Origin of the sequence: Acinetobacter sp. 161(2023), assembly GCF_037027805.1 — a bacterium.
Lineage (GTDB): Bacteria > Pseudomonadota > Gammaproteobacteria > Pseudomonadales > Moraxellaceae > Acinetobacter.
Genome location: NZ_JAZEYD010000012.1, coordinates 54,307 through 78,609 on the forward strand (window position 1 = coordinate 54,307; position 24,303 = coordinate 78,609).

Annotated in this window: 24 protein-coding genes and 1 pseudogene; 16 read left to right on the forward strand and 9 right to left on the reverse strand. The window is 38.4% G+C overall.

The features are described from left to right. Window positions 1-2: 2 nt before the first annotated feature. From nuoN to WA249_RS12810, 3 genes are all read left to right on the forward strand, one after another. Window positions 3-1,499, forward strand: coding sequence for an NADH-quinone oxidoreductase subunit NuoN (gene nuoN / locus WA249_RS12800; RefSeq protein WP_336169215.1), 1,497 nt, complete (start codon window positions 3-5; stop codon window positions 1,497-1,499). Window positions 1,500-1,599: 100 nt separating this feature from the next. After that, window positions 1,600-2,235, forward strand: a complete 636-nt coding sequence (upp, locus tag WA249_RS12805) for a uracil phosphoribosyltransferase (RefSeq protein ID WP_003653460.1) — start codon at window positions 1,600-1,602, stop codon at window positions 2,233-2,235. Window positions 2,236-2,352: 117 nt separating this feature from the next. Continuing rightward, window positions 2,353-2,646: a cold shock domain-containing protein gene (locus WA249_RS12810; RefSeq protein WP_336169217.1), complete on the forward strand. Its 294-nt coding sequence runs from the start codon at window positions 2,353-2,355 to the stop codon at window positions 2,644-2,646. Between the two features lie 208 nt (window positions 2,647-2,854). On the opposite strand, the gene gigC is transcribed toward WA249_RS12810, so the two are convergent. Then, on the reverse strand, window positions 2,855-3,739 hold the full coding sequence (gene gigC / locus WA249_RS12815) for a LysR family transcriptional regulator GigC (RefSeq protein ID WP_336169219.1): 885 nt from the start codon (window positions 3,737-3,739) through the stop codon (window positions 2,855-2,857). Window positions 3,740-3,825: 86 nt separating this feature from the next. Between gigC and WA249_RS12820 the strand changes: the two genes are divergently transcribed. Beyond that, window positions 3,826-4,587 (forward strand): ferredoxin--NADP reductase, encoded by a 762-nt coding sequence (locus WA249_RS12820; RefSeq protein ID WP_336169221.1) that lies wholly within the window; start codon window positions 3,826-3,828, stop codon window positions 4,585-4,587. Between the two features lie 48 nt (window positions 4,588-4,635). On the opposite strand, the gene WA249_RS12825 is transcribed toward WA249_RS12820, so the two are convergent. Further along, window positions 4,636-5,055 carry a hypothetical protein gene (locus WA249_RS12825; RefSeq protein ID WP_171056780.1) on the reverse strand — a complete coding sequence of 140 codons (420 nt, stop codon included), beginning with the start codon at window positions 5,053-5,055 and terminating at the stop codon, window positions 4,636-4,638. A gap of 291 nt (window positions 5,056-5,346) precedes the next feature. Between WA249_RS12825 and WA249_RS12830 the strand changes: the two genes are divergently transcribed. The 3 genes from WA249_RS12830 to WA249_RS12840 all read left to right on the forward strand — a co-directional run bounded on the left by WA249_RS12830 (window position 5,347) and on the right by WA249_RS12840 (window position 7,759). Further along, window positions 5,347-5,574 (forward strand): hypothetical protein, encoded by a 228-nt coding sequence (locus WA249_RS12830; protein WP_336169223.1) that lies wholly within the window; start codon window positions 5,347-5,349, stop codon window positions 5,572-5,574. 227 nt (window positions 5,575-5,801) lie between these two features. Beyond that, window positions 5,802-7,460, forward strand: a complete 1,659-nt coding sequence (locus WA249_RS12835) for a mechanosensitive ion channel (RefSeq protein WP_336169225.1) — start codon at window positions 5,802-5,804, stop codon at window positions 7,458-7,460. A gap of 128 nt (window positions 7,461-7,588) precedes the next feature. Then, window positions 7,589-7,759, forward strand: coding sequence for a hypothetical protein (locus WA249_RS12840; RefSeq protein WP_336169227.1), 171 nt, complete (start codon window positions 7,589-7,591; stop codon window positions 7,757-7,759). A gap of 1 nt (window position 7,760) precedes the next feature. Here WA249_RS12840 and WA249_RS12845 read toward each other — a convergent pair whose 3' ends face one another. The 5 genes from WA249_RS12845 to WA249_RS12865 all read right to left on the reverse strand — a co-directional run bounded on the left by WA249_RS12845 (window position 7,761) and on the right by WA249_RS12865 (window position 13,418). Continuing rightward, the gene (locus WA249_RS12845) at window positions 7,761-8,960 is read right to left on the reverse strand and encodes an NAD(P)/FAD-dependent oxidoreductase (RefSeq protein WP_336169229.1); all 1,200 of its coding nucleotides are present in this window, start codon (window positions 8,958-8,960) and stop codon (window positions 7,761-7,763) included. Window positions 8,961-9,077: 117 nt separating this feature from the next. After that, the gene (locus tag WA249_RS12850) at window positions 9,078-9,959 is read right to left on the reverse strand and encodes a 1-aminocyclopropane-1-carboxylate deaminase/D-cysteine desulfhydrase (protein WP_336169231.1); all 882 of its coding nucleotides are present in this window, start codon (window positions 9,957-9,959) and stop codon (window positions 9,078-9,080) included. Window positions 9,960-10,023: 64 nt separating this feature from the next. Next, window positions 10,024-11,169, reverse strand: coding sequence for an HlyD family secretion protein (locus tag WA249_RS12855; RefSeq protein WP_336169232.1), 1,146 nt, complete (start codon window positions 11,167-11,169; stop codon window positions 10,024-10,026). A gap of 40 nt (window positions 11,170-11,209) precedes the next feature. Next, window positions 11,210-12,853, reverse strand: a complete 1,644-nt coding sequence (locus WA249_RS12860) for an MFS transporter (protein ID WP_336169233.1) — start codon at window positions 12,851-12,853, stop codon at window positions 11,210-11,212. 1 nt (window position 12,854) lies between these two features. Further along, entirely contained in the window at window positions 12,855-13,418 is a 564-nt protein-coding gene (locus WA249_RS12865; protein WP_336169234.1) for a TetR/AcrR family transcriptional regulator, read from the reverse strand. Between the two features lie 178 nt (window positions 13,419-13,596). On the opposite strand from WA249_RS12865, the gene WA249_RS12870 reads away from it, so the two are divergent. From WA249_RS12870 to WA249_RS12880, 3 genes and pseudogenes are all read left to right on the forward strand, one after another. Next, the gene (locus WA249_RS12870; protein WP_016139116.1) at window positions 13,597-14,220 is read left to right on the forward strand and encodes a LysE family translocator; all 624 of its coding nucleotides are present in this window, start codon (window positions 13,597-13,599) and stop codon (window positions 14,218-14,220) included. A 161-nt stretch (window positions 14,221-14,381) separates the two neighbouring features. Then, window positions 14,382-14,570, forward strand: coding sequence for an NF038215 family lipoprotein (locus tag WA249_RS12875; protein ID WP_336169236.1), 189 nt, complete (start codon window positions 14,382-14,384; stop codon window positions 14,568-14,570). Between the two features lie 37 nt (window positions 14,571-14,607). Next, window positions 14,608-14,885: pseudogene (locus tag WA249_RS12880) on the forward strand (calcium-binding protein). 108 nt (window positions 14,886-14,993) lie between these two features. On the opposite strand, the gene metG reads toward WA249_RS12880, so the two are convergent. Continuing rightward, a complete protein-coding gene (gene metG, locus WA249_RS12885; RefSeq protein WP_336169349.1) occupies window positions 14,994-17,060 on the reverse strand; it encodes a methionine--tRNA ligase in 2,067 nt (688 codons plus the stop codon). A gap of 392 nt (window positions 17,061-17,452) precedes the next feature. Between metG and WA249_RS12890 the strand changes: the two genes are divergently transcribed. The 3 genes from WA249_RS12890 (at window position 17,453) to WA249_RS12900 (ending at window position 20,308) form a co-directional block, all read left to right on the forward strand. Continuing rightward, entirely contained in the window at window positions 17,453-17,953 is a 501-nt protein-coding gene (locus WA249_RS12890) for a hypothetical protein (RefSeq protein WP_336169239.1), read from the forward strand. A 145-nt stretch (window positions 17,954-18,098) separates the two neighbouring features. Next, window positions 18,099-19,289, forward strand: coding sequence for an iron-sulfur cluster carrier protein ApbC (apbC, locus tag WA249_RS12895; protein ID WP_336169241.1), 1,191 nt, complete (start codon window positions 18,099-18,101; stop codon window positions 19,287-19,289). 143 nt (window positions 19,290-19,432) lie between these two features. Then, a complete protein-coding gene (locus WA249_RS12900; RefSeq protein WP_336169242.1) occupies window positions 19,433-20,308 on the forward strand; it encodes a 5'-methylthioadenosine/S-adenosylhomocysteine nucleosidase in 876 nt (291 codons plus the stop codon). 30 nt (window positions 20,309-20,338) lie between these two features. Here the strand turns inward: WA249_RS12900 and WA249_RS12905 are convergent, their stop codons facing one another. Next, window positions 20,339-20,905 (reverse strand): DUF2062 domain-containing protein, encoded by a 567-nt coding sequence (locus WA249_RS12905; RefSeq protein ID WP_336169243.1) that lies wholly within the window; start codon window positions 20,903-20,905, stop codon window positions 20,339-20,341. A gap of 355 nt (window positions 20,906-21,260) precedes the next feature. Between WA249_RS12905 and WA249_RS12910 the strand changes: the two genes are divergently transcribed. The 3 genes from WA249_RS12910 (at window position 21,261) to WA249_RS12920 (ending at window position 24,159) form a co-directional block, all read left to right on the forward strand. After that, window positions 21,261-21,854, forward strand: a complete 594-nt coding sequence (locus WA249_RS12910; protein ID WP_336169244.1) for a LysE family translocator — start codon at window positions 21,261-21,263, stop codon at window positions 21,852-21,854. A gap of 115 nt (window positions 21,855-21,969) precedes the next feature. Continuing rightward, window positions 21,970-22,539 (forward strand): dCTP deaminase, encoded by a 570-nt coding sequence (gene dcd, locus WA249_RS12915; protein ID WP_002120290.1) that lies wholly within the window; start codon window positions 21,970-21,972, stop codon window positions 22,537-22,539. A gap of 303 nt (window positions 22,540-22,842) precedes the next feature. Further along, window positions 22,843-24,159, forward strand: coding sequence for a hypothetical protein (locus WA249_RS12920; protein WP_336169245.1), 1,317 nt, complete (start codon window positions 22,843-22,845; stop codon window positions 24,157-24,159). Window positions 24,160-24,303: the final 144 nt, after the last annotated feature.

Consider the following 24,303-nt stretch of genomic DNA (forward strand, 5'->3'; position numbering starts at 1 on the left):
TCATGAACTTCACAGTATCACTTGCTACGCTTATGCCTTTAGCTCCAGTGATGATTGTTGCTTTGACAACAATCGTCGTCATGCTGTTAATTTCAATTAAGCGTAATCATAATTTAATCGCAACAGCTTCTGTTGTTGGTTTAAACCTCGCTGCACTTTATATTTTATTTGCAGTATTTGGCGGTAAGTTTGTACCGGCAAATGTGATGGGCATGTTTATGGTTGATCCATTTACCATGTTCTATCAATTTATGATTTTGATTGCGGCATTGGCTTGTTGCACTTTGTCTCACGCTTACATCGAAACTTATAAAGACAACCGCGAAGAACTCTATCTTTTGTTACTTGCTTCAGTAGCAGGTGCAATGTTGATGGTTGCAAGTTCTCACTATGCATCGTTCTTCATTAGCCTTGAGTTAATGTCGATCCCTGTATACGGCTTACTTGCTTATACTTATCAACGTAGTAGTTCACTTGAAGCTGGTATTAAATATCTTGTACTTTCAGCGACTGCTTCTGCAATGTTGTTGATGGGTATGGCATACATCTATGCATATACTGGTTCACTTTCATTCTATGATTCTGTACAGGCTTTATTTAGCGCAATCAAACAGCCAATGGTGTTATTAGGCTTAGCACTCATTATCTTTGCTGTTGCATTTAAATTATCGCTTGCACCGTTCCATAAATGGACACCAGATGTATATGCAGGTGCACCAGCACCAATGGCAACTTTCTTGGCGACCGCTGCTAAAGTTGCAACAATTGGTTTGTTCGTGCGCTATATGCTTGCTTCAGGCGCAATTATGGTGGATTCGTTAGTTACTATTTTGACAATCATTGCAGTATTGTCGATTTTAGTTGGTAACTTACTCGCTGTTCGTCAAGTTAACTTAAAACGTATTCTTGGTTATTCATCTATTGCTCATTTTGGTTATTTGTTAATTGCTTTAATTAGCATGACTTATGCGAGCTTGGGTAGCGTAACTGTCTATGTGGTGTCTTATGTATTAACAACTATCGGTGCTTTTGGTGCTGTAGCGTTAATGTCTAGCCCATATAACAACGTAGATGAAGCACAAAGTCTTGCAGACTACCGTGGTTTGTTCTGGCGTCGTCCAGTACTTACAGCAACTTTAACAGTCATGATGTTATCTTTGGCTGGTATTCCATTAACAGCAGGCTTCATTGGTAAGTTCTTGGTGGTAATGGCTGCTGTAACAACTCAACACTGGTTCTTGGCTGCAATGATTATTGTGGGTAGTGGTATTGGTTTGTACTACTACTTACGTGTGATGGTTGTAATGTATATGACACCACCAGAAACTCCTCGTATTGATGCAGATGCTCATTGGGGTCAAAAAGTAGGTGGTTTAATGGTATTAGCTGCTGCTGCATTAGTTATTATTTTGGGTGTTTACCCAGATCCAATGATTAATTTGGCATTAAAAGCAGAAATTTTATCTCCATTACATTTCATGCTTTCGCAACAACATTAATTCTAGTGTACAAAAAAGCCTCCAAATCCGGAGGCTTTTTTTTATTGAGCATTAAAAAAAGATTATAATAAATACGTTTTTATATTTTTAGGTAACATCTGTGGCCATTCAAGAAATTCGTCACCCACTTATTCGTCATAAATTAGGTTTGTTACGTCGTTCTGACATCAGCACTAAGAATTTCCGTGAGCTTGCGCAGGAAGTGACTATGTTGTTGACTTATGAAGCAACAAAAGATTTACCAGTTGTGGATTGTGAAATTAATGGATGGGCTGGAACAGTTACTACGCAGCGTATTGCTGGTAAAAAAATAACGATTGTACCGATTTTACGTGCAGGCATTGGTATGCTGGATGGCGTGCTTAATCTGATTCCAAGTGCAAAAGTGAGTGTTTTAGGTCTCGAACGTAATGAAGAAACACTAGAAGTTCGTACTTATTATAAAAAACTAGTTCCAGATGTTGCTAATCGTCTTGCAATGATTATCGATCCAATGTTGGCAACAGGTAACTCATTAGTTGCTGCCATTGATGTGTTAAAGGCAAGTGGCTGTAAAGATATACGTGTTATGGTGTTAGTAGCTGCCCCAGAAGGTGTTGCTAAAGTTGAAGCAGCTCATCCTGATGTCCAAATTTATACAGCATCTATTGATAATGGCTTAAATGAACAAGGTTATATTGTTCCTGGCTTAGGTGATGCGGGCGATAAAATTTTTGGTAGTGTCCAAAAAGACTAATTTTTGAAATAACGATAAAAAGAGACTTGATCAAACCGTAAAGTTTTGAGGACGGATTGAAAGTCTCTTTTTAATTTTCTGCTGTAATATCAGTATTGAAAAAGTAAGGTAAAGATCATGAAGCAAGAGTTTTATACAGGAAAAGTTAAACAATATGATCCTGAAAAAGGATTTGGTTTTATTGGAACGGCTGAAGGAGATATTTTCTTTCATATTTCGGATTTTCCTGCATCAGAAGGGGAACCGAAAAGAAATGAAAAAGTGAAATTTCTTGCTGTAGATAATCAGGGGAAATTTAAGGCTGTAAAGATTGAGCGTATCGATCCTAATCCGTCTAAAACCAAAAAAACTCAAATCACCGATCATAATAAAGCGATTACGTCAGAGTTGTTATCACATTTTCGACGCTAATCGTGTTCTCAATGCTCAAAGCTAGCTTGGTGTCGAGTTTAGTTAAGACCAGCTGAGGAGATTTTTGATGGCGTGCAGAACAAGTAAGTAATACAAAATTAAGGGAGGTGTAGGCTTCCCTTAATTATTCTTAAGGCATAAATAATAAAATGAAAAAGAATGGTGAACCATGTGAGAACGACTCAAGATGGCACTAGAAGATCAGGTCTTAAATCTGATCTTCACAGAATTGTAGGAATGCTTTGAGGCCAGGACCTTGGTATTTTTGACGGTGTACCAACATGTAAAGCGGGCGAGTAAGCTGCCAGAATGGCGTATTTAAAATGACTAATTGTCCTTTTTCAATTAAAGGTTCAATAGCGAGTTTAGAGATACAAGACATTCCTAAACCACCAGCAACGATTTTCAAGATTGCTTCATTGTGACCTAGGGTTAGCCGAATATTGGCATCTGGGAGGTCTTGCAAAATAGCATTATCAAACACTTCACGAGTTCCTGAACCTTCTTCACGTAAAATCCATTCAACTTGATAAAAATCGTGCGCTGTTAAAGGTCGATTTAAACGTGCTAGTGGATGAGTAGGAGAGCAGCATACTGCAAGCTCATCATCACGCCAGTGAATACATTGGAGTTGAGGCAGGTGACATGAGCCTTCGATTAATGCCAAATCAAGCTGAAACTGATTGACCGCTTCAATCATTTGGCGTGTGTTGCCCACCTGTAATTGCAAGTGCGCTTTAGGATGATGCTGTAAAAAGTTCGCCATTAAATCTGGCATGAGATAATCACTGATCGTTAGAGTTGCCCCAATACGTAAATCAATGCTTTGTAACTCACCTTTTGCAGCTTGCTCAAAAGCTTCACAGCGACCTAATATTTCTAGTGCTTGTGGCAATAGAAAGCGACCAAGATCATTAAGTTGTAGTCGTTTACCTAAACGATCAAATAGAGGGGCACCAAGACCATCCTCTAAATCGGCTAAAGCCATACTTGCTGCACTTTGCGTCAGTCTGACCGCATCACTGGCTTTGGTGACAGTTCCTTCTTGAGCGACTGCTACAAAAACAGCCAACTGGCGTAATGTCATGCGCATGTTTAAAAAGCCTTAACGTTTAAAAGTATTCATTATTTCGACTGTCATGCTAACATGAGCGCACTATTTCATGCCACGTTGAAATCATGTCAATTGAAAAATTTAGCGTAGAAAAAGTCTTATCTGTACACCGCTGGACCCCAACTCTTTTTAGTTTCACCATGACTCGCCCTGCACATTTCAAATTTACTGCTGGGCAATTTGCACGTATTGGACTGAAAGTTAGGGAAGAACTTGTTGTTCGTGCCTATTCGGTGGTGTCTTCTCCATTTGATGAAACGCTAGAATTTTTCTCGATTGTGGTGCCTGATGGTGCATTTACTTCTAATCTTCAACATTTGAAGGTAGGAGATGAGCTTTATTTAGAAAAAATACCTTATGGTTATTTGACTTTAGCTCGCTATCAACAGCCTTTACCGCATGATTTATGGTTGTTAGCAACGGGTACGGGTTTAGCCCCGTTTTTGTCGATGCTACAAGACTTCGATACATGGTCGAAATATCAAAAGATCAATTTGGTTTACAGTGTACGTACCGCAGCCGAGTTAGCTTATGTTGATCGTATTCAAGAGATTGCTGAAACTTTTGGAGAAGGGCACGTCGGTTTTAAATTTATTTCAATTATCACTCGTGACCCATCGGCACAGTTACATGACCGTTTACCGGTTTTGATTGAAAACGGTGAGTTAGAAAAAGTTGCTGGTATAGAACTGAGCTCTACAACAAGTCATGTCATGCTTTGTGGCAACCCACAAATGGTTGATGACACGAAAGAGGCTTTAAAACGCCGTGTTTTGACGATGAATCGTCGAGGTGAAGGAAATATTGCAGTAGAAAATTACTGGTAACAAACGACAATTAAAAGAACTTTAAAATTATTTTTATGGATATGTTTATTAATGGACAAACATATCCATAAATTCACGAATTTCGGAAATTGCACTGTCTACATCGCTTGAAAGCCAAGTCGGTTCAAAAAGGCCTGCATAATGTTCTAAACGGTCTTGAGGAACAACTAAGCGAACAGGGCAGTCTTCTTCAAGTAAACGCCAAGGTAAAATTGGAACTTCATTGTCCAGAAAAATATTGATATTACGAATATCAACAATCATGGCGTTAATGCAGTCAGGAAATGGCATGACTGAAAATTCTTCAGTGCGACGACGAAAATACTCTAGATCACCCCATTTGAGTTCATAACTTGGTTTATTAAATTCAATAATACCAATGAGATGTTCGTCTCTAGTCTGGTGTATATAACATTGATGTGTGACGTCAGTGTCGAGATCAAGAGTTACGTTTTGCTGACGATACATCATAAAATAGAGTAGCTTTAAAACATGGGGGCTTATTATAGCCTATTTTCTAAAAAGTAAGCGCTAAAACATATTGTATTACAAATGGGACATAGACGAAGTTCATAAAAAACTAGAAATTATTTTTAATCATCTAAATTAATGTGTGCAAATTTTATACTATTTTTATTATTTTAAATAGTGGAGTTTTGCAACCTCAGACACCTTAGCATAATGCTTTTTCACACAATGCAACAAAGCAAATTGCTATGATGAATATAAAGTTAATGATAATAGAAGAGGGGAAAGAAGATGCATGACTTTTCAAAACCACCTCATGTGACGAGTCCTGAAGAAACTGCGAAAAAAAGAAGATTGCCAGTTTATATTTTAGTTATTGTTGGGCTTTTTCTTCTTGCACTTATTGTCTATATGGTTGCTGACCACAACCCAACTCCTAAAAAAGAGGGAGCTTTTCAAAATGAGACCACACCACATGTCATGATGGGTGCTTCTGATTTGAAAACTTACAAAGGATAGTAAGCCCAGCAGTATATCGCGATAGAAAGCCTTTGGGATGTGACCTAAAGGCTTTTTTTGCAATCTTTTGCATCAATTTGTTGTATTTATGCAGAAGTCTGTTGATTGAAAAATATTCAAAACATAAGGTGACATAGACCGCATTTATCGTCATTTTTTACAACGAACTGGTGTTTTTCATTTATTGATAACACTGAAAAGAACATAACAATTGAGGACATAACAATATGAATGAATTTTTTAATGGGCCTCGCGGCGCTCAGTTTGACGCGATGTATTACTGGGATCAGTTTCATCCTATTTTAGCTGCAATTGTCATCTTACTGGTGGGCTGGATAATCGCTTTATTGGTTGCGGCAGGTGTAAAAAAACTTCTGCAAAAATTAAATACCAATGCCAAATTATCTTCGGCTACAGGACGTGCTCCAAATATAGAAGGCCTCGTCTCCAAAGTCATATTCTGGTTTATTCTGATTCTTGCTGTTGTCGCTGCTCTAAATGTGCTCAACATTAGTGGAGTGAGTGGCCCGTTCAGCAATATGGTGAATCAGGTCCTCGTCTATATTCCAAATATTATTGCTGCTGTGGTGGTGGGTTTCATTGGTTGGATCGTTGCTCGACTGGTGCGGGCAGGAATTACCAATGTGCTCTCGAGAACGCAACTTGATGACAAACTCAGTAGTGAAGTAGGCGTAGGGGGAATTAGTCAAAATATTGGTGAAATTCTTTACTGGCTTGTATTGTTACTTTTCCTTCCGATTGTTCTTTCAATATTAGGATTAACAGGCTTACTTATTCCAGTTCAGAATATGGTAAATGAGGCAATTGCCTTCTTGCCTAATATCTTTATTGCTGGCGTTATTGTTTTTGTTGGTTATATCTTGGCAAAAATTGTACGTGGTATTGTTGAAGGTCTAATTAATAGCTTAGGTGTACAGGCTCAAGCGGAAAAAATTGGTCTTTTCAAAAGCTCGAATGTTGGCAAATTCTTAGGTTCATTTGTTTTTGCCATCATCATCATTACTACATTGATTGTCGCGTTCGAAGCTTTAGGCATTCAGACAATTTCTCAGCCAGCAACAGCAATGCTGAATGAAGTCTTACAAGCAATTCCAAATATTATTGCGGCTGGTTTAATTTTACTGGTTGCTTATATTGTTTCTCGTTTTGTTGGGCGTTTGGTAGCAGAGTTAATTGCTGGAACTGGGGTTGATGAAATTCCTGCCAAATTAGATGTGCAACGCTTTTTAGGTCAAACTAAAGTTTCTAGTGCTGTCGGTTGCCTAATCGTATTCTTTACCATGCTTTTTGCAGTATCTGAAGCAGCGGGTCGTCTTGGTTTCGACCAAATCAGTGGTCTAATTGCAATGTTTATCCATTTCGGTGCAAACATTCTATTGGGTGCTGTAATTTTAGTGATTGGATTCTGGCTAGCAAACGTTGTGGCAAATGTGGTTCAACGTGGTGAATATAATAGCTCGCGTTGGTTGGGTAGTTTAGTTCGTGTCTTAATTATTGGTTTGGTACTTGCGCTTGGTTTAAGAGCGATGGGTATTGCAGATTCAATTGTTAATCTTGCATTTGGTTTGACTCTAGGCGCAGTTGCAGTAGCTTTCGCTCTTGCATTCGGTTTAGGTGGCCGCCAACCAGCAGAACGACTTTTAACAGATTTGCTCGATAAAGCGAAAAAAGAAGCGAATCAACCAAATCCTCTTTATCAACCACCTTCTAGTACGAGTAGTGCGGCTCCAGCTACAACTACGCCAACAACTCCACCATCAGTAGCTCCATCTGATGCAAAACCAGCGGATTCTGTACAGGTGAACCCAGCGCACCCTCCTGTAAATAAACCGTTTGGTTCTACAGGCGAAAATGATGAAATTTAAGGGAGTTAAATTAAATTTCAGATAAACAGTACAAAAAATCTTTGATTTTTGTGATAAGTTCGACCACTCTATATTGAGTGGTCGTTCTTTTTTAGCCGTTATAAAAACAAATAAGTGAGGAAAATACGATGAAGAAACCAGGTCGTTTTTTAGCACCGATTGTCATTGCCGGAATTACGGTGGGTTTTTTAGCAAGTGCTTATAAATTTGTATTTAGTAAGTCTGAGACATCAAAACAGGCAACTTCTCAGCCAAGAGATGCCGAGACTGCATCAAATAGTTCAAAAAAATCAAATTAGCTTATACGTATTGCGCAGCAGCATAGGCAGAAGACCACGCCCACTGGAAGTTGTAGCCCCCTAAATGGCCAGTGACATCGAGCACTTCTCCAACAAAAAACAGTCCTTTCTGCTTTTTACTTTCCATGGTCTTAGAAGATACTTCTGTTGTATCTATTCCGCCTAAAGTAACTTCCGCGGTACGATATCCTTCTGTTCCAGACGGTTTAACTGCAAAGCCATGTAACTGCTCTGCAATATGATCTAGCTGTGCATCACTGATATTGCCAATCGCTATTTCGCTTTGCTCTGACCAGATGAGTTGTTGTAACTCTTGGATAATACTTTTCGCAGTAAATTCATTAAGAAGGGTACGTAATAAAACTTTCGGCTGTGCTTTCTTTTTATCTTTTAAATAGGTCGCTAAATCTTGACTAGGGAAGAAGTCAATTTTAAAACTTTCTCCTGAGTTCCAATAGTTTGAAAGCTGCAAAGAACTTGGGCCACTTAAGCCACGGTGGGTAAATAATAACGCTTCAGTAAAGCTATTTTTTGAGTTGCTTAACGTTACATCCAAAGCATTACCACTTAAGCGTGTAGTGACTTCTTTAATGTGATCTGAAAAAGTAAATGGAACTAGACCTGCACGAGTTGGAAAAACCTGATGTCCAAATTTTTGTGCCAGTTCATAGCCAAAACCAGAACCGCCTAATGTTGGAATCGATAAGCCCCCAGTAGCAATCACTACAGAATCACAAGTGTAATGTCCTTGATTGGTGTTTAGTGAAAACCCACCTTTCTCTAAGGGTGTAATTTGGCCAACTTCGCAATGGGTTTGAATATCTACATTTTTAGTTTTATTACACTCACTCACAAGCATTTCTAAAATTTCTTTAGCGCCGTTTAGCGTAAATAATTGCCCATGTTTACGTTCTTCATAGGCAATTTTATAATCACACACCAAGCCAATAAAGTCCCAGTTGCTATAGCGTGACAAGGCAGAAATAACGAAGTGTGGATTATGAGAAATATAGTTATCAGGTTCGACATACAGATTGGTAAAGTTACACTTACCGCCACCTGACATTAAAATTTTTTTACCAATTTTATTGGCTTTTTCTAAAATTAAAACCGAGCGCCCGCGCTTAGCAGCATGTGCAGCCAACATGAGTCCAGAAGCACCTGCACCTAAGACAATGACATCGACATGGCTGTTAGACATAAGAGATTCTCGATTAATCTTGAAAATTTAAAAGGGGCATATACTATCATGCCGGGCCTTAGTCATGCTAAAGACATTTATCAAGGCAGTGAACAATGCAACCTAAAAACGAGTAAGTTATTGATGTGATTTATTTCTTATATCTGCCTGTAATCCACCAGAATGAATTACCAGAATACGTGTTCCTTCAGGAAAGTAATTGTTTTTGATAAGGTCAAACAAACCGAACATCATTTTTCCCGTATAGATCGGTTCAAGGGGTACAGCGTATTGTTCTTCGAAATTTTCTATAAATGCCAATAACTCAGGTGAGGTTTTTGCATACCCCCCACAGCAGTAGGCATCTGTCAGTGCCCAATTCTGTTTTTTAGTCCACTGCATAATATCTTGTTGTAGAAAGTTGCCTTTTAATGCTGAAAATCCTAGAACCTTTTGATGCAGTGCGCTTCGTTCAATCAGCCCTGAAATAGTCCCACCAGTTCCGACTGCACAGCAAATGACATCATAGTTTTGCAAATCGCTTTGACTGAGAATTTCCTGACAACCTTGCACGGCTAGCTGATTAGAACCGCCTTCAGGAATAATGAAAGTTTCAGGAAATTGATTGTGTAATTGTTGAAGATAGTTTGCATCATCTCTCAAGCGATATTCAGTGCGCGAGACAAAATGTAGATGCATTGCTAAACTTTGAGCTTTTACCAAGGTTGGGTTAAGAGGCTGGGTGGCTAATTCTTCCCCACGAATAATACCTACACTTTTAAAGCCAAAAAGATGAGCTGCATAGGCAGTTGCTGCAATGTGATTTGAATAAGCCCCACCAAAAGTCAAAACCCGCGATAACCCTTGTTGCTTTGCTGCAAGCAGATTGTATTTTAGTTTGAAAAATTTATTCCCCGAGATTTGGGGGTGAATTAAATCTAACCGCTTAATGTCGAGATGCAAGGGATAGGGGATTTGAATATGTTGATAAGGAACCGATTGAGCAATGTGATCAAACATTAGAAATTGAGAAAATAATGATTGATCACATTGTAACTTTTTAAATAGAACTTTAAAAAGCTGTTTACGAATTTGTATCGACAGAAGTAACCACTGACATGCCAGGGCGTAAGTGTTCCATTCCTTCCTGATTTGGATCAATAGTAATACGCACGGCAATCCGTTGAACAACTTTGGTAAAGTTTCCTGTTGCATTGTCAGGTTTTAACACACTAAACTCGGAACCCGCAGCAGGTGAGATCTGCTCAACATGTCCTGTAAATTTTTTGTGATTCATCGCATCGACTGTAAACCACGCCTTCTGACCAATTCGCATATTGGCAATTTGAGTTTCTTTGAAATTGGCAATTACCCAAGTCTGCTGTGGAATCAGGTAGAGTAACTGCGAACCTGCTGCTACATATTGCCCAACACGAGGGTTAACTTCACCAAGTTGGCCATCCATCGGGGCAACAATAACGCTATAGTCTTTGGTGGTTTGTGCTTGGTCTAATTGAGCCTTGGCACTTGAAACTTGTGCTTCTAAGCCAGCTTCTGCAACTTGTGCTGTTTTAAGTGCTTCATTTGCAACTAGCACATTTGCTTCTGCCTGTTTAAGCGCTGCAAGGTTATTTTCAGCATCTGCTGCCGCTTTATCTTGCTCAGATTTAGAAGCTGCGCCACTATTTCCTAGCTGTTGATAGCGCTTAAGCTGTGCTAAAGAAAGTTCGTATTGAGCTCTTGCTTGATCTACTTTGGCTTGTGCCGCCACAATGTCTGCTTGTTTTTGGGCAATGGACTGAGTTTGATTGGCTAACGTATTTTTAGCTTGTTCAACGCCAGAAGCTGCTTGGGTTACTTTTTGGTCGTAAGTGGTCGCATCAATATGCATTAACACTTGACCCTTTTTAACGTGGTCAAAGTCTTTAACGACTACATCTTTAACGTAGCCATTAATTTGTGACGATAAAATTGTGGTTTTACCTTTGACATAACTATTGTCAGTTTGCTGAACACTCGTCGCAAAAGGTCCGATTCTCCATGCCCATAGAATTACTAAAATACCGACAATAAGAACACCGAACATCCATAACAGCGTTGAGCGTTCTGTCGGAATCAGTTTACTTGCAGGTGCAGGTGCAGGTGCAGGTGCAGGTGCAGGTGCAGGTGTTGGCTCGTTGGCAGGTGCCTGAGCAGGTGTTTGTTCTGGTTTGTTTTGATCATCTGACATATATCAATCTCAATTTCTATTTCATCAAATACGAAAGCCATTAAGGACGGCTAATTCCTCTGCGTTGTAGATATTTGCTACGTGCAATATTAAATCCACCCCATAAAAGCAGTGCGACAGCAAAAATACCATTTAAAGCAATAACATCATTGTAGGCGCGCACTTGAGCTTCACGCGTGACCACTTGATTAAGTGAGCGCACAGATTGGGCTGTTTGTAATGCTGGGTCAGTAGTCGTGATTGATGCACTGCGTTGATAGGTAGAGAGCCTTTGAGCAACTAATGGGTCTGCTTGTTCTAAATCTTTAATAATCTCTGCCTGATAGTTTTGTGTCCGATGTTGTTGATAGGTCGAAAAGAAAGATGACCCGACCAGACCACCGAAAGTTTGGGTAGCAGAAAATAATACGATAAAGGTCACTACATAAGATGGGCCCTTAGCAAGTGTTTGTGCAAAGCCAATAAGAAGTAATGGACCAATAAACAGACCACCAGCAAAACCCACTAAGAATTGACTTGCAAAGAAGTTCACAGGTCGGACATCACTGGTTAAGTGATAATCTAGTCCACAGGCGACCAGAATCAAAAATTCTGCAAAAAGTAAGTGGAAGATAATTCGTTCGCGTGAAAAAGTAAGTGCACTAAAAAGTGTTCCGCTTAAAATTCCTATGAATATCACAACATAGAGTGGAACAAATTGATCAGGTCCCATTCCCATTGTTTTTAAGAAGTTAACAGCAGCATAGCTTTGTTCAGACATTAAAAGACGTATTGCAAAAGCACCAAAAATGAAACGTAGGGTCGAAGAGGCGCCTAGCCAACGCGTCATAATTAATGGATTGGCACGATAGTGCTCATAGAGCAAACCTAAAACAACTAAGCTAAAACCTGCGATTAATATATAGGCAAGCCATTCGCTATTAAACCACCATAAAATTGGACCTTGCGTCAGCACAATACACAAGCAGGCAAAACCTGGAGCCAGTAAAGCAAAGGTGAAGAAATCTTGCTTCTCAAAAACATAAATTCTTAAGCTACGTGGTAATTTCAATGAAACGACCATGGCTAAACAACAAAGTGCTAAACCGAGCTCAAAGGTGTAAAGAACAGACCAACTGTCTGTACTGACAAGAAATGGAGAAATAATCCAAGCCAACGGTACGCCAAGTTGTTGAAAGCCAAAGGCGATATATATTCCTTTTGCCATGTCTGCTTTTTTAAAGGCTTGCATGGTGTAATACATACCTAATGAGCTCAGTGGTGCGCCAGCTAAACCAGCCACCACCCGAGCGAATAGGGCCATTTCATAGGTGTGTACAAAAATATGTAAGACCAGCACGGCAATAAAAATGACAAGCCCTATTTCTGAAAATACTCTCAAGCCATATTGCTGTCTGGCTTTAAATAAAATCAGATTTGAGCTGACATTTGCCATCACATAGGCCGCAGGGAGCCAAGCAGCTTCAGATGGAGTTAGTCCATATTCACCTTGAATTAAAGGTAAATTTGCCGTAATAAAACCATTACTTAAGCTCGCCGATAGCGCGATGAATAAACCGATAAAAAAGTAAATAAACCGCTTAGGTATAGAATGCGCAATAGCAGCTGGTGAACCAGGTAGAGTCGGTTGCTCTTCTGGTGTCCAGTCAGGTGGTGTTTCTAAATAACGAGGCGTTTTACTCATTCTATCCCTCGAATTTTTGTATTTGAATACCATGAAATAGTAATTCAATTGCTCGTTTTGCTAAGCGAGTCTGTTCTTCTGGCTCATGTCCTTGAAATGAAGAACCCAACATTGCAGTGACCATTGCATAGTCATCAGCAGTGAAATCAGCTCGGCACAATTTTTGTTCTATCGCATTTTCAATCAGTGGGTTAAGTGCATTATTTCGCCGTTCATAAATTTTTAACATAATTGGGTCTTGTCGATCAATGACTCTCCAAAAATCTTGCAAAATTGCGAGTTTAGGAAGTTGCCCAATATGTCCTTCAATTAAACGAAATAAACCATCCTCGAATTGTTGAAAATGAGCTGCTTTTTGCTCTAACTGTGTAATCGCATGCTCTAAAAGCGCGCTAATTAAAGCTTTGCGATCACCAAAGTTACGATAAAACGTTGCTCTGCCGACACCAGCGTGGTCAATCACAACTTGTAATGGAACATTAATGCCATGAATACGAAAACATTCTTCGGCTGCATTGAGTAATTCATCCCGATTATGGGCAGCAATTTTTTGACGTTTACTCATGTCATCGATTGGGGAGTTTTAAAGGTTATATATTTAACGGACATTTTTGTCCGTTGTGAAGATATAAATTGTAAAAACATGAAAATTCAATTTTCATCATTTATATCTTCTGCATTTTTATATGCGTCATAAAAAGCTGTTAGAATACCGCGCAATTGCGTGATGCTAGGTCAATACAATGTTTGAGTCCCTTATTCCTCTTTTTTCAATTGCGATGGCATTGATGCTTGGAGCAATAAGCCCTGGGCCAAGCTTTATTTATGTAGCGCAAAATTCAATTTCTAAATCACGTAAACATGGTTTGTTTACAGCTTTGGGGACGGGTACAGGCGCAGCTCTGTTTGGCCTATTAGCTGTTATGGGGTTACAAGCAGTTTTATTGGCAGTGCCTTCTGCATATTTGATTTTAAAAATCGGTGGTGGGCTTTATTTACTATGGCTTGCTTTTAAAATTATTAAACATGCCAAAGAACCAATTGCAGTTGAAAACGATGCAAAATCGAAAATGACTTATAAACAGGCATATCGATATGGTTTGATTACTCAGTTAAGTAATCCGAAAATTGCAGTCGTTCTAGCGAGTGTATTTACTGCTTTGTTGCCAAAAGAAATCCCAAATTATTACTACGTCGCATTACCAGTGATTTGTTTTATGATTGATGCTGGTTGGTACTCATGTGTGGCAATGCTGTTATCTTCAGAGAAGCCTAGAACAATGTACTTAAAAGCAAAAACTGGCGTTGACCGAGTTGCTGGAAGCATTGTGAGTCTATTGGGTTTAAAGTTAATTTTCTTCAAATAATAACTCTTTAATTAAAATATCTAAAAAATCCTAAGCCAGCTATTTATAGTTTGGCTTTATTTTTGAGTAAAATATATACAAATTGAAATATCTTTTTTAGCACTTAAACACTTTAAAAGTGGTAACTTAATAAATAAAACAAAAGAAATGAGGATCACGTTATGAAAAAACTAATGGTGAGCATTTCTGTAGTTTTTCTCATCTTAACTACAGGATGTGAGATGAGAACGATGAGCAAGCAACCGCCAGAAAATGAGCGGAGCATGAGTATTGTTGGTACTCCAGTTCATGAAAAGGATTACAAAATTTCCGATGTACAAGCGAATAATCATGAACAATCCAACTATTAAGTTACTTGCAGGATGTGCGACTTACTGAATTTTGAATATGGTAAATGCATGTGAACCTGCTTCATTGGATTGGGAGATTTTTCAGGAAAATATGATTTAAATCATGATGGGATGTACAGCCTAAAAGAATTTCAACGTGTTGAAGATTTCTATTCTTACAGCTAGCCGAGCGATAAACGTTTCCAAGGTGAAAACAAGCAAACAGAGCTATTTCATTATTTAGATGAAAATAAGAATGGTTATTTAACAAATGAGGAGTTAGGAAACATACATGTTTTATTTAATAACCCTTGTGAAGGGTGGCCGTGGTCATAATTTGAAAGCATTCGCTTTCTAAATTTATTTAATACTTTGATTCACTCAGTTTTGATATTTCTAAAATAAAAAAGCTTCCAATTTAGGAAGCTTTTTTATTAAGGCTGATTAAGAAACTTTATCGCCTGGTTTTGCGCCTGTATCTGGAGAAATAATGAAAATACCTTCACCATTTCCAGCAGCAAGTACCATTCCGTTTGAAATACCAAAACGCATTTTTCGTGGTGCAAGATTAGCAACCATGACTACCAGTTTGCCTTTTAAATCTTCTGGAGCATATTGGCTACGAATACCACTGAATACATTACGTGTTTCAGCTTCACCAACGTCTAAAGTAAGCTGAAGTAATTTATCTGAACCTTCAACAGTGCCTGCTTCAACGATCTGAGCAACACGTAAGTCAACCTTTAAGAAGTCTTCAATACCAATGATTTCTGCTTCACCAACTGCTGGAACAGGAGCCGCTTTTTTCTCGGCAGCTTTGTCCTTTTTCGCCGTCGCTTTAGTTGCTTCTGGAGCAGGAGTACCTAAAGACTCTTTAGATGCATCCACCATTGCAGCAACAGCTTTTGGATCAACACGTTGCATGAGCGGTTGGAACTGCGCAATTTCATGGCTTACAAGAATTTGTTTACGTGACTCGAAATTAAAGCTTTCAAGTTTTAAGAAACATTGAACTTGCTCAGCCAAAGTTGGAAGAACCGGAGCTAAGTACACTGCTAATTGACGGAATAAGTTGATACCAACCGAGCATACATCAAGAACTTGTTGTTCTTGACCTTCTTGTTTAGCAAGAGCCCAAGGTTTTTTCTCGTCAATATATTGGTTTGCACGGTCAGCAAGCGCCATAATTTCACGAATAGCCATTGAGAATTCACGTGCTTCATATGCGCTAGCGATTGAATCGCCTGCATCAATAAAGCTTTGTACCAATTTAGGTTCTGCGCATTCAGCAGATAAAGTATTGTTAAAGTTACTGTTGATAAATTTAGCGCAACGGCTAGCAATATTGACGACTTTACCGACTAAGTCAGAATTTACTTTTTGAATAAAATCATCAAGGTTTAAATCAGAGTCTTCAACTTTATCTGAAAGTTTAGATGCAAAGTAGTAACGTAAATATTCTGGATTCAAATGCTGTAAATAAGTCTCTGCTTTAATAAAAGTACCGCGAGACTTAGACATTTTTTGTCCGTTCACAGTCAAGAAACCGTTCACAAATAAGCCTGTTGGAGTGCGATAGTTTGCACCATCTAACATTGCAGGCCAGAACAATGCATGGAAATAAACAATGTCTTTACCAATAAAATGGTAAACATCATTTTGACTGTCTTTTTTCCAGAAATCATCAAAGTTTAAATCTGGACGTTTAGTTTTGATGTAGTTTTCAAAACTCGACATATAACCGATCGGTGCATCTACCCAAACATAGAAGTATTTATTTGGTGCATCTGGAATTTCAAAACCAAAATATGGCGCGTCACGAGAAATATCCCAATCTGCTAAACCCGATTCAAACCATTCATCGAGTTTATTTGCAATTGAAACAGGTAAGCGACCTTCATCACGGGTCCATTTCTGTAAATACTCAGCAAAGTTCGGTAGTTTAAAGAAATAGTGATCTGAAGATTTTTCAACTGGTGTTGCGCCGCTTAACGTTGAACGCGGGTTCAGTAACTCAGTTGCATTATAAGTTGTACCGCAAACTTCACATGAGTCGCCGTATTGGTCTTCTGACTTACATTTCGGACATGTACCCTTAATGAAACGGTCAGACAAGAACATGCCTTTTTCTGGGTCAAATAATTGAGTTACAGGACGAACTGCAATATTTCCAGCTTCACGGTTTTTAATATAAATATCTGTTGAACGTGCTTTATTGGCATCGCTATGAGTTGAATCATAGTGATCGAAATGTACACCGAAGCCATCAAAATCACGGATATGTTCTTTTTGAACATTCGCAATTTGCTCTTCTGGGCTAATACCGTTTGCCTCAGCACGTAGCATGATGGCAGTACCATGAGCATCATCCGCACATACATAAGTCACATCATGACCCATTGCCCGCATGGCACGAACCCAGATATCTGCCTGGATGTAACCGAGTAAATGACCCATATGAATTGGACCATTAGCGTAAGGAAGGGCATTAGTGACTAAAATTTTACGCACGGATTTCATTCTCTCATTCGTATTTATAAGGTGGAAGATTTTAACTGATGAGCGAGGAAAAACAAAGCAACGCTTTGTCCGACTGCAAGACGAGAGCTAAGCTTGAGTGGTGGAATAAGCAAAGATTAATAATCTTTGCCCGAGCGTAAGGCGAGAGCTAAGCTTAAGTGGAAGGATAATAATCTTTGTTGGGTAACAATGAGTATTTGTAAAAATCGGTTTTAATTGCGAAGTTATTTCTCTTTAGAACAGATAAACAAATCGAAAAATATTTGAATCTTCCTGTATTGTCTTTGTTTCAAATTGCAGTTACGGTCAGAAAACAAGCCATAACGATGTATAACTAATAACTTATTCAGGTAATTTTTTAATTAACTACGAGGATAACAACGATGACTACTGAAAATAAATTAGATGATTTAAAGGCAAAAGCAGCAGATGCAAAAGTACAAGGCGAAAAAGCTTTGGATGATTTAAAAGAAACCGTAAAAGCTAAACAAGCTGCGGGTAAAGAAGCTGTTGAAAATACAGTAGACGAATTAAAGGCAAAAGCGGCAGATGCAAAAGCTCAAGGCGAAAAAGCTTTGGATGATTTAAAGGAAAATGTAAAAGAGAAACAAGCTGCTGGTAAAGAGGCCGTTGAAGATAAAGCAAGTGATTTGAAAGGCAAACTTGAAGATGCTCAGCACACTCTGCAAGACAAGTTCGATCATTTACGTACTGAGGCAAGCCATAAACTTGACGATGCCAAAGCTAAGGCAGCGGAGCTAAAAGATGAGGCTGCAACAAAATTTGATGAGTTAAAAACTCAAGCAACAGCAAAATTTGACGAGTTAAAGAAAACAGCAACTGATAAGTTAAATAAATTGAAAAACCATGATTCTGCTGAATAAGCTGATCTAAACTAAAATCTGCACTCCTCACCTAAAAGATGATATTGGAAGTGAGTAATTATTCATCCCAAGGTGAGCGAGTGCGGACCAATACTGTTACACTATCTCCATTAAGCTGTAATGATCTGTTTTTGGAGTAAACAATATGTCTTGGCTTTCTTCATTGAAGTCTGTTTTTTCACCCGCACAAGAAGTGAAAGAAGATGAAATCCAAACCGTACTCCAAAATTATTTACTACCGCATTCAAAAGATGCTTTAAAAGAGCGCATTAGCCAGCTTCAAGTTCAAGCTCGAGTATTACAACTCACCATTAATACCTTTCCTGATGAAAAAGAGCACTTGCAACAAATTCATGATGATTTGGCGGGTGCTTTAGAAAAGTGTGGTATTGAAGAACTAAACCTGCATGTGGTGCAACAGAAGCGCCCTGCACAAGAAAGTTCAAATTTACCGCCTGTGCTAGATGCTTCACCTAAATCAGAACCGGATCCGAATAATCCCCCTATTCAAAAAGCTGCTCCACAACAAAGAGATGTTCCACTTCATCCGCGCATTAAGCATGTTATTTTAGTTTCATCTGGTAAGGGTGGCGTTGGTAAATCGACAACTACTGTCAATTTAGCGCTTGCCTTGCAAAAAATGGGGCTTAAAGTTGGAGTGCTGGATGCTGACATCTATGGTCCAAGTATTCCAACAATGCTAGGCAATGCAGGCAAAACACCTCTTATAGAAAGTGAAAATTTCGTGCCTTTAGATGCCTATGGAATGGCAGTTTTATCGATTGGACATTTAACTGGTGATAACAACACACCTGTCGCGTGGCGTGGGCCAAAGGCAACGGGTGCTTTAATGCAATTGTTTAATCAAACGCTTTGGCCTGATCTAGATGTACTCATGATTGATATGCCGCCGGGTACTGGTGATATTCAACTCACGCTTGCACAGCGTATTCCAGTGACTGGTTCAATTATTGTGACTACACCGCAAAATGTTGCCTTACTAGATGCCACTAAAGGGATTGAGTTATTTAATAAAGTTGGCATTCCGGTATTAGGTGTTGTTGAGAACATGTCGACCCATATTTGCTCTAACTGTGGTCATGAAGAACAAATTTTTGGTATTGGTGGCGGTGATAAGCTCTCTGAACAGTACCACATTCCATTGTTAGGTCGCTTACCTTTAAACGCTCAGATCCGTGAGCATGCTGATCAGGGTAAACCAAGTGTTGTAGCAATGGATGATGCAGCTGATAGTTATATTGATATTGCTAAAGTTATGTGGGAACAAATTGAAAAAATTCCTCAACGTACACGTGATGACAAGCGGATTTTTTAACTTATTAGAGCCCGACTTTAAGTCGGGTTTTTTATTATCTGGTTAAAATAAAAAATTAAATTACTGAATTATAATAACAAAGCTAAACTTGAAAATGGCATGTAGATTGCTACTTTACACTTTTTAAAAAGAAAGGGTAAAAAATGCAATTTAAATGTGCTTTTGGCGTAATCAGTTTATGTAGCGCCTTATTTTTAGTCGGATGCAATAATGACGACTCTTCTGTTTCACAAACACCAACAGTGCAGGAACAAAAACAGAAATTACAGCCGATTATTATTCAGGGTGCTTTGCCAGTAGAGTCAGCACACATGGCTGCTAAATTGCAGAATGTGACAGTTGAAACTATAGGAAATAGCTGGACCTTCTGGAAGGGTACCTATAACGGTTATCCAATGATTATTTCTAAAACCCGTATGGGGATGAGTAACTCAGCTGCGGCAACTGCTTTAGCTATCGAGCGTTATAAACCGATTGCGATCATTAATCAGGGAACAGCAGGTGGGCACGATCCAGATCTACACGTTTACGATATTGTTTTAGGAAAATATGCGACCAATATTGGTGCATTTAGAACTCCTAAACAGCCATTGGGTGCTGGGTCAAATTCACTTACATGGGTTGAAGCTTTTGATGTTTTGCCAACAGATGAGTCCGATCCGGAACCGATTGCAATACGCAAATTTGAAGGGGATAAAGAATTATTAATGGCGGCGCATAAAGTCCGTTATGATAAAGGCGAGGTAGTTGAAGGAACGATTGGTTCAGCAGATGTCTGGAATAATGAACTTGATCGTATTCAATTTTTCCATCAGCGTTATGGAACTTCTGTTGAAGAAATGGAAGCTGCATCTGTTGCACAAATTGCAAGTCAGTTGAATGTTCCTTTTCTAGGAATTCGAATCTTATCTAATAATATTACGAATAATGGAACGTATGACGCTGGTACGGGAGAAGCCTGCCAAGAATATGTACTTAATGTGGCTGAAGAATATATGAAATCAAAACTACCAAAATAATAATTTAAATATAGGCAAGAAGATGGATTCTTACAGAGCCTCTTCTTGTTTTTTATAACCAGCTCTGCTTTTCCAATTTCGGATAACCATCCAGCGCCAAAAAATTTCAGTCACAATATATAATATGATTGCAAATACAAAGGCTTCAACAATAAGGCCTGACATTAAAATTTTAGCAAGACTAAAATCAATGTGCCCATGTCCGAAATGAGTAATCCAGCGGGAAATCTGATGCAGTACTCCTAAAAGCATCTTTTTATTGATCATATGTACGTGGTAAATATGTGCACCAAACCAAAAACCAGTATACAAAATGGGAACTAATGTAAGTGGGTTGCTGAGCCAAGCAAGCATTAGACTAATCGGCAAATTCACTTCGAATAGTAAGACCGCCATCACAATAAATACGCTGTGAAATGGAATAGGTAGTAAGCCAAAAAAAGTTCCAACAAAAACAGCTCGGGTAATTGATTTCCGATTGACATACCAAAGCACAGGATTAAGGGTTCTTTTACCAAAAATCCTTAGAAATTTCATATTTGAAACTTTCTCGGGTGAGGGAAGCCAAGATTGAAAAAATTGCTTTGCCATAATCATAGTATAGTAGAGCGCGGAGACTCATATAAACACAAAAAAACAATATATTAATTGAAACTTATTGAAAGCTTAAAAATTAAACTTACTGCGGTGACAACTTATTATAGATCTTTTCGACACAGAAATAGATTTAAAATAAAAATACCTATATTACTTAATACAATTTAGTACGCAAAGCTTAGTAACTGACTCTAAAGTTTTCTTCGTCGCTTTTTATATTAATTTTATAAGTTTTTGTTTTTAATATTTTTATTTGAAATTTTTAAATGATTTTAAAAATTTTGTCTTACAATTACCTTTTGCCATGCGAGAGGATATCTATTAATCTGAGATGACTATATTGTGAGGTCATTCAATGATTTCATGGCTTTTTATTGGCTTAGTAGCCACAATTTTACTTACACCTGGTCCAACTAACACTTTACTCGCTTCTTCAGGCGTGCAAGTAGGACTACGGAAGTCAGTAAAACTTATTCCAGCAGAAGTTTTGGGTTATGTGATTTCTATTTCTGCATGGGGAATGCTGATTGGGAAAGTATCCACTACATTGCCATTGCTGCCGCCTATTCTTAAGCTCTTGAGTGCTTGCTATATTATGTTCTTGGCCATTAAGTTATGGCATACGGCAAATCAAGAAGTTGAATTAAATCAGCCTACAATCCGTACTCGTGAATTATTTTGTGCAACTTTATTAAATCCTAAAGCCTTGCTCTTTGCTTCAGCAATTTTTCCTGTGGCTGCATGGAGTGATTTTCATATTTATTTGATTCATATGATGGCTTACTTAGCTCTTATTACGCCAATTGCCTTATTCTGGATTTTCTTAGGATCAGTTCTAGCCTCTAAGAAAGTTGCGTGGTTAAATCAGACTAACTTACAAAAAACAGCTTCACTTGTTTTAGTTAGCTTTTCAATTCCTATTAGCTATTCTGCTTTATTGAACCTTTAAAGGTGTCGCTGAGCTATTCTTAATTTATTTGAGTAGCTTTGCGTTGTTTTCATAATTGCTTTTTTAAGTTAAAGTACGTCGAAATCAATGAAATTACCTTTTGGATAGAAAATACATGGCTATTAAGTCTGATCGTTGGATTCGCGAGATGAGCGAAAAACACGGCATGATTGAACCTTATGCAGAGAATCAAGTCCGTTTTGATAAAAATGGTGAAAAGTTGATTTCATACGGGGTCTCTAGCTATGGTTATGATGTACGCTGTGCCCGTGAATTCAAGGTTTTTACTAACGTGCATTCTGCAATTGTCGATCCAAAGAATTTTGATGACAAAAGTTTTATCGATATTGAGTCTGATGTTTGTATTATTCCACCAAACTCATTTGCTTTAGCGCGTACAATTGAATATTTCCGTATTCCTCGTAATGTGTTGACCGTATGTCTAGGCAAGTCGACCTATGCTCGCTGCGGTATCATTGTAAATGTGACCCCGTTAGAACCTGAATGGGAAGGTCATGTAACTTTAGAATTTTCAAATACGACTAATTTACCCGCACGTATTTATGCAGGCGAAGGGGTAGCACAAATGCTATTTTTTGAAAGTGATGAAGTGTGTGAAACATCTTATAAAGATCGTGGTGGCAAATACCAAGGTCAAACAGGCGTTACACTTCCTAAAACATAATTGTTCTTAGATAAAGAAGAGTTTTAAAATAATGGGTCGCTTAGGTGACCCAATTTTATGAATAAAATTTATGCGAGGTGCGTTTATCGGAATAGTGATAAATGACAGTTTCCTTTTGTAAAAAATAATATAATATGATCAATAATTGATTTGTTTTTTTGTTGTGTATCACAGAATTTAAAAGCAAATGTAGTGGATATAGGCTGTCTCTTTGATAATGGGTAGTTAACTTTATTAAAATCAGATAAGCCAAATAAAAAGAAATTAAACAGGATTATGCCCCCACGGATACGGAGGTCGGCCATGCGACAGTTTACGTCTCTTCGAGTAGCGCTCTTGACACTCGGAAGCTTATGCTTTTCTTCAGCTTATGCTACTTCTACATTAGTGCCTATGTCAGATTCGGAACTATCCGCAACTCGTGGTCAGGCTTTGATGAGCATGTCTTATATTGCACCTACAGATGCTGCAAATTTGGAAAAATTACGCGACAACAGTAGTAACGTAGGTTTTTATAAATTGGGCTTGGATGCTGATCTAGAACTAAACGCGAACATTAAAAAATTGCAGCTTGGGTGCGGTGGAGCAAATGGTGCGGGCGCATGTGATATTGATATCGATAACTTAAGTCTAAGTGGTCTTTCAGATACTAATGATGGTCGTGCGAGCTCTTCGGCAAAACTAACTAACCCATTTATTGAGTTTGCGATTAAAAATCCTAACAGTGCATCAACTCGCTCTGTGGCTGGGGTGAGATTAAGTGCTGAATCTATTCAAGGCTTACTTACTTTTGGTTCGGAAAATACGGCTACAAAAAATGGTATTAACTCTTTTAGTGGTTATATGGTGACTCAAGCGACTGGAGGAACTGTAAATACTTTTGCTCGCTCACCAGGTTCTGGCTTAACTCAAACTAATTTGGGAACTGTGATTACTGGTCGAGCACGAAGTTCCGATGGTTTAATTTGGGCTAATTTTAAATCTACAGCTTATGATTTAGGTTTAAGTAGTGCGTCTGGTGGCTTAACTTTGCCCTCACAAGTCATCTCTGGAAAACGTATAACTACTGCAAATTTGACAGGTACTGCTAATGTAAGTGGTATTAATTTATCTGGAACTATTGCAGCAGATGCGAAGCTCGATCTTGGTTTAACGATTCCTTTATCAGGTAATTTAACAGGCGTGATTAACAATTTAGGTGTAAATGTTGCTGTAAATGAAGATTTGGGCTATTTCCATAAAGTCAATTTAAATGGTACGGCGGCTTCTCTTTCCTTACAAGGGCAAAATTTACAATGGACAGGTGCGAAGTCAGTTTCTCAGGCAGGGTGGTGGTTAGAACTTTCGAATCCAATTGATATTGGTGACGTAACCCCACAGTCACAAGTAGTCATTACCGATGATGTTGTTAAAGCCGCACTAGGTAAAGTCAGTGCATATTTAGGAAAAGATGAAAATGCAGTCAACTGCGGCTTGTTCGCAATTTCTTGTTTGGCAGGGAGTATCAATACAGGAAATATTGATTTATCTGGTCAGTATGTTCCTATGAATTTGACGAATTTAGTCTTAAAAAACCAGAGTTTTGCTCCTAACTGCTATGGAAACTTAAAGTTCTGTTGATCTTAAAAGAACGTTATAGTTGATGCTTTGCATTCATCGGAAAAGTAATTTTTTACATGCTTTTTTTTGCATTTGTGCAAATATTCCGCATAATAGAAATGTGGAAAGGTTGGCATTATCTTTTGGATTTGCCCCTTCGTCTAA

Excerpts from the sequence above, each read along its gene's own strand:
- apbC (WP_336169241.1), top strand. The coding sequence starts at position 18,099 with ATGTCTTGGCTTTCTTCATTGAAGTCTGTTTTTTCACCCGCACAAGAA.
- WA249_RS12875 (WP_336169236.1), top strand. The coding sequence starts at position 14,382 with ATGAAAAAACTAATGGTGAGCATTTCTGTAGTTTTTCTCATCTTAACT.
- WA249_RS12850 (WP_336169231.1), bottom strand. The coding sequence starts at position 9,959 with ATGTTTGATCACATTGCTCAATCGGTTCCTTATCAACATATTCAAATC.
- WA249_RS12865 (WP_336169234.1), bottom strand. The coding sequence starts at position 13,418 with ATGAGTAAACGTCAAAAAATTGCTGCCCATAATCGGGATGAATTACTC.
- WA249_RS12825 (WP_171056780.1), bottom strand. The coding sequence starts at position 5,055 with ATGTATCGTCAGCAAAACGTAACTCTTGATCTCGACACTGACGTCACA.
- WA249_RS12835 (WP_336169225.1), top strand. The coding sequence starts at position 5,802 with ATGAATGAATTTTTTAATGGGCCTCGCGGCGCTCAGTTTGACGCGATG.
- WA249_RS12860 (WP_336169233.1), bottom strand. The coding sequence starts at position 12,853 with ATGAGTAAAACGCCTCGTTATTTAGAAACACCACCTGACTGGACACCA.
- WA249_RS12910 (WP_336169244.1), top strand. The coding sequence starts at position 21,261 with ATGATTTCATGGCTTTTTATTGGCTTAGTAGCCACAATTTTACTTACA.
- WA249_RS12890 (WP_336169239.1), top strand. The coding sequence starts at position 17,453 with ATGACTACTGAAAATAAATTAGATGATTTAAAGGCAAAAGCAGCAGAT.
- WA249_RS12810 (WP_336169217.1), top strand. The coding sequence starts at position 2,353 with ATGAAGCAAGAGTTTTATACAGGAAAAGTTAAACAATATGATCCTGAA.
- WA249_RS12920 (WP_336169245.1), top strand. The coding sequence starts at position 22,843 with ATGCGACAGTTTACGTCTCTTCGAGTAGCGCTCTTGACACTCGGAAGC.
- WA249_RS12905 (WP_336169243.1), bottom strand. The coding sequence starts at position 20,905 with ATGATTATGGCAAAGCAATTTTTTCAATCTTGGCTTCCCTCACCCGAG.
- WA249_RS12840 (WP_336169227.1), top strand. The coding sequence starts at position 7,589 with ATGAAGAAACCAGGTCGTTTTTTAGCACCGATTGTCATTGCCGGAATT.
- WA249_RS12900 (WP_336169242.1), top strand. The coding sequence starts at position 19,433 with ATGCAATTTAAATGTGCTTTTGGCGTAATCAGTTTATGTAGCGCCTTA.
- WA249_RS12820 (WP_336169221.1), top strand. The coding sequence starts at position 3,826 with ATGTCAATTGAAAAATTTAGCGTAGAAAAAGTCTTATCTGTACACCGC.
- WA249_RS12830 (WP_336169223.1), top strand. The coding sequence starts at position 5,347 with ATGCATGACTTTTCAAAACCACCTCATGTGACGAGTCCTGAAGAAACT.
- WA249_RS12845 (WP_336169229.1), bottom strand. The coding sequence starts at position 8,960 with ATGTCTAACAGCCATGTCGATGTCATTGTCTTAGGTGCAGGTGCTTCT.
- WA249_RS12855 (WP_336169232.1), bottom strand. The coding sequence starts at position 11,169 with ATGTCAGATGATCAAAACAAACCAGAACAAACACCTGCTCAGGCACCT.
- gigC (WP_336169219.1), bottom strand. The coding sequence starts at position 3,739 with ATGCGCATGACATTACGCCAGTTGGCTGTTTTTGTAGCAGTCGCTCAA.
- WA249_RS12870 (WP_016139116.1), top strand. The coding sequence starts at position 13,597 with ATGTTTGAGTCCCTTATTCCTCTTTTTTCAATTGCGATGGCATTGATG.
- nuoN (WP_336169215.1), top strand. The coding sequence starts at position 3 with ATGAACTTCACAGTATCACTTGCTACGCTTATGCCTTTAGCTCCAGTG.
- dcd (WP_002120290.1), top strand. The coding sequence starts at position 21,970 with ATGGCTATTAAGTCTGATCGTTGGATTCGCGAGATGAGCGAAAAACAC.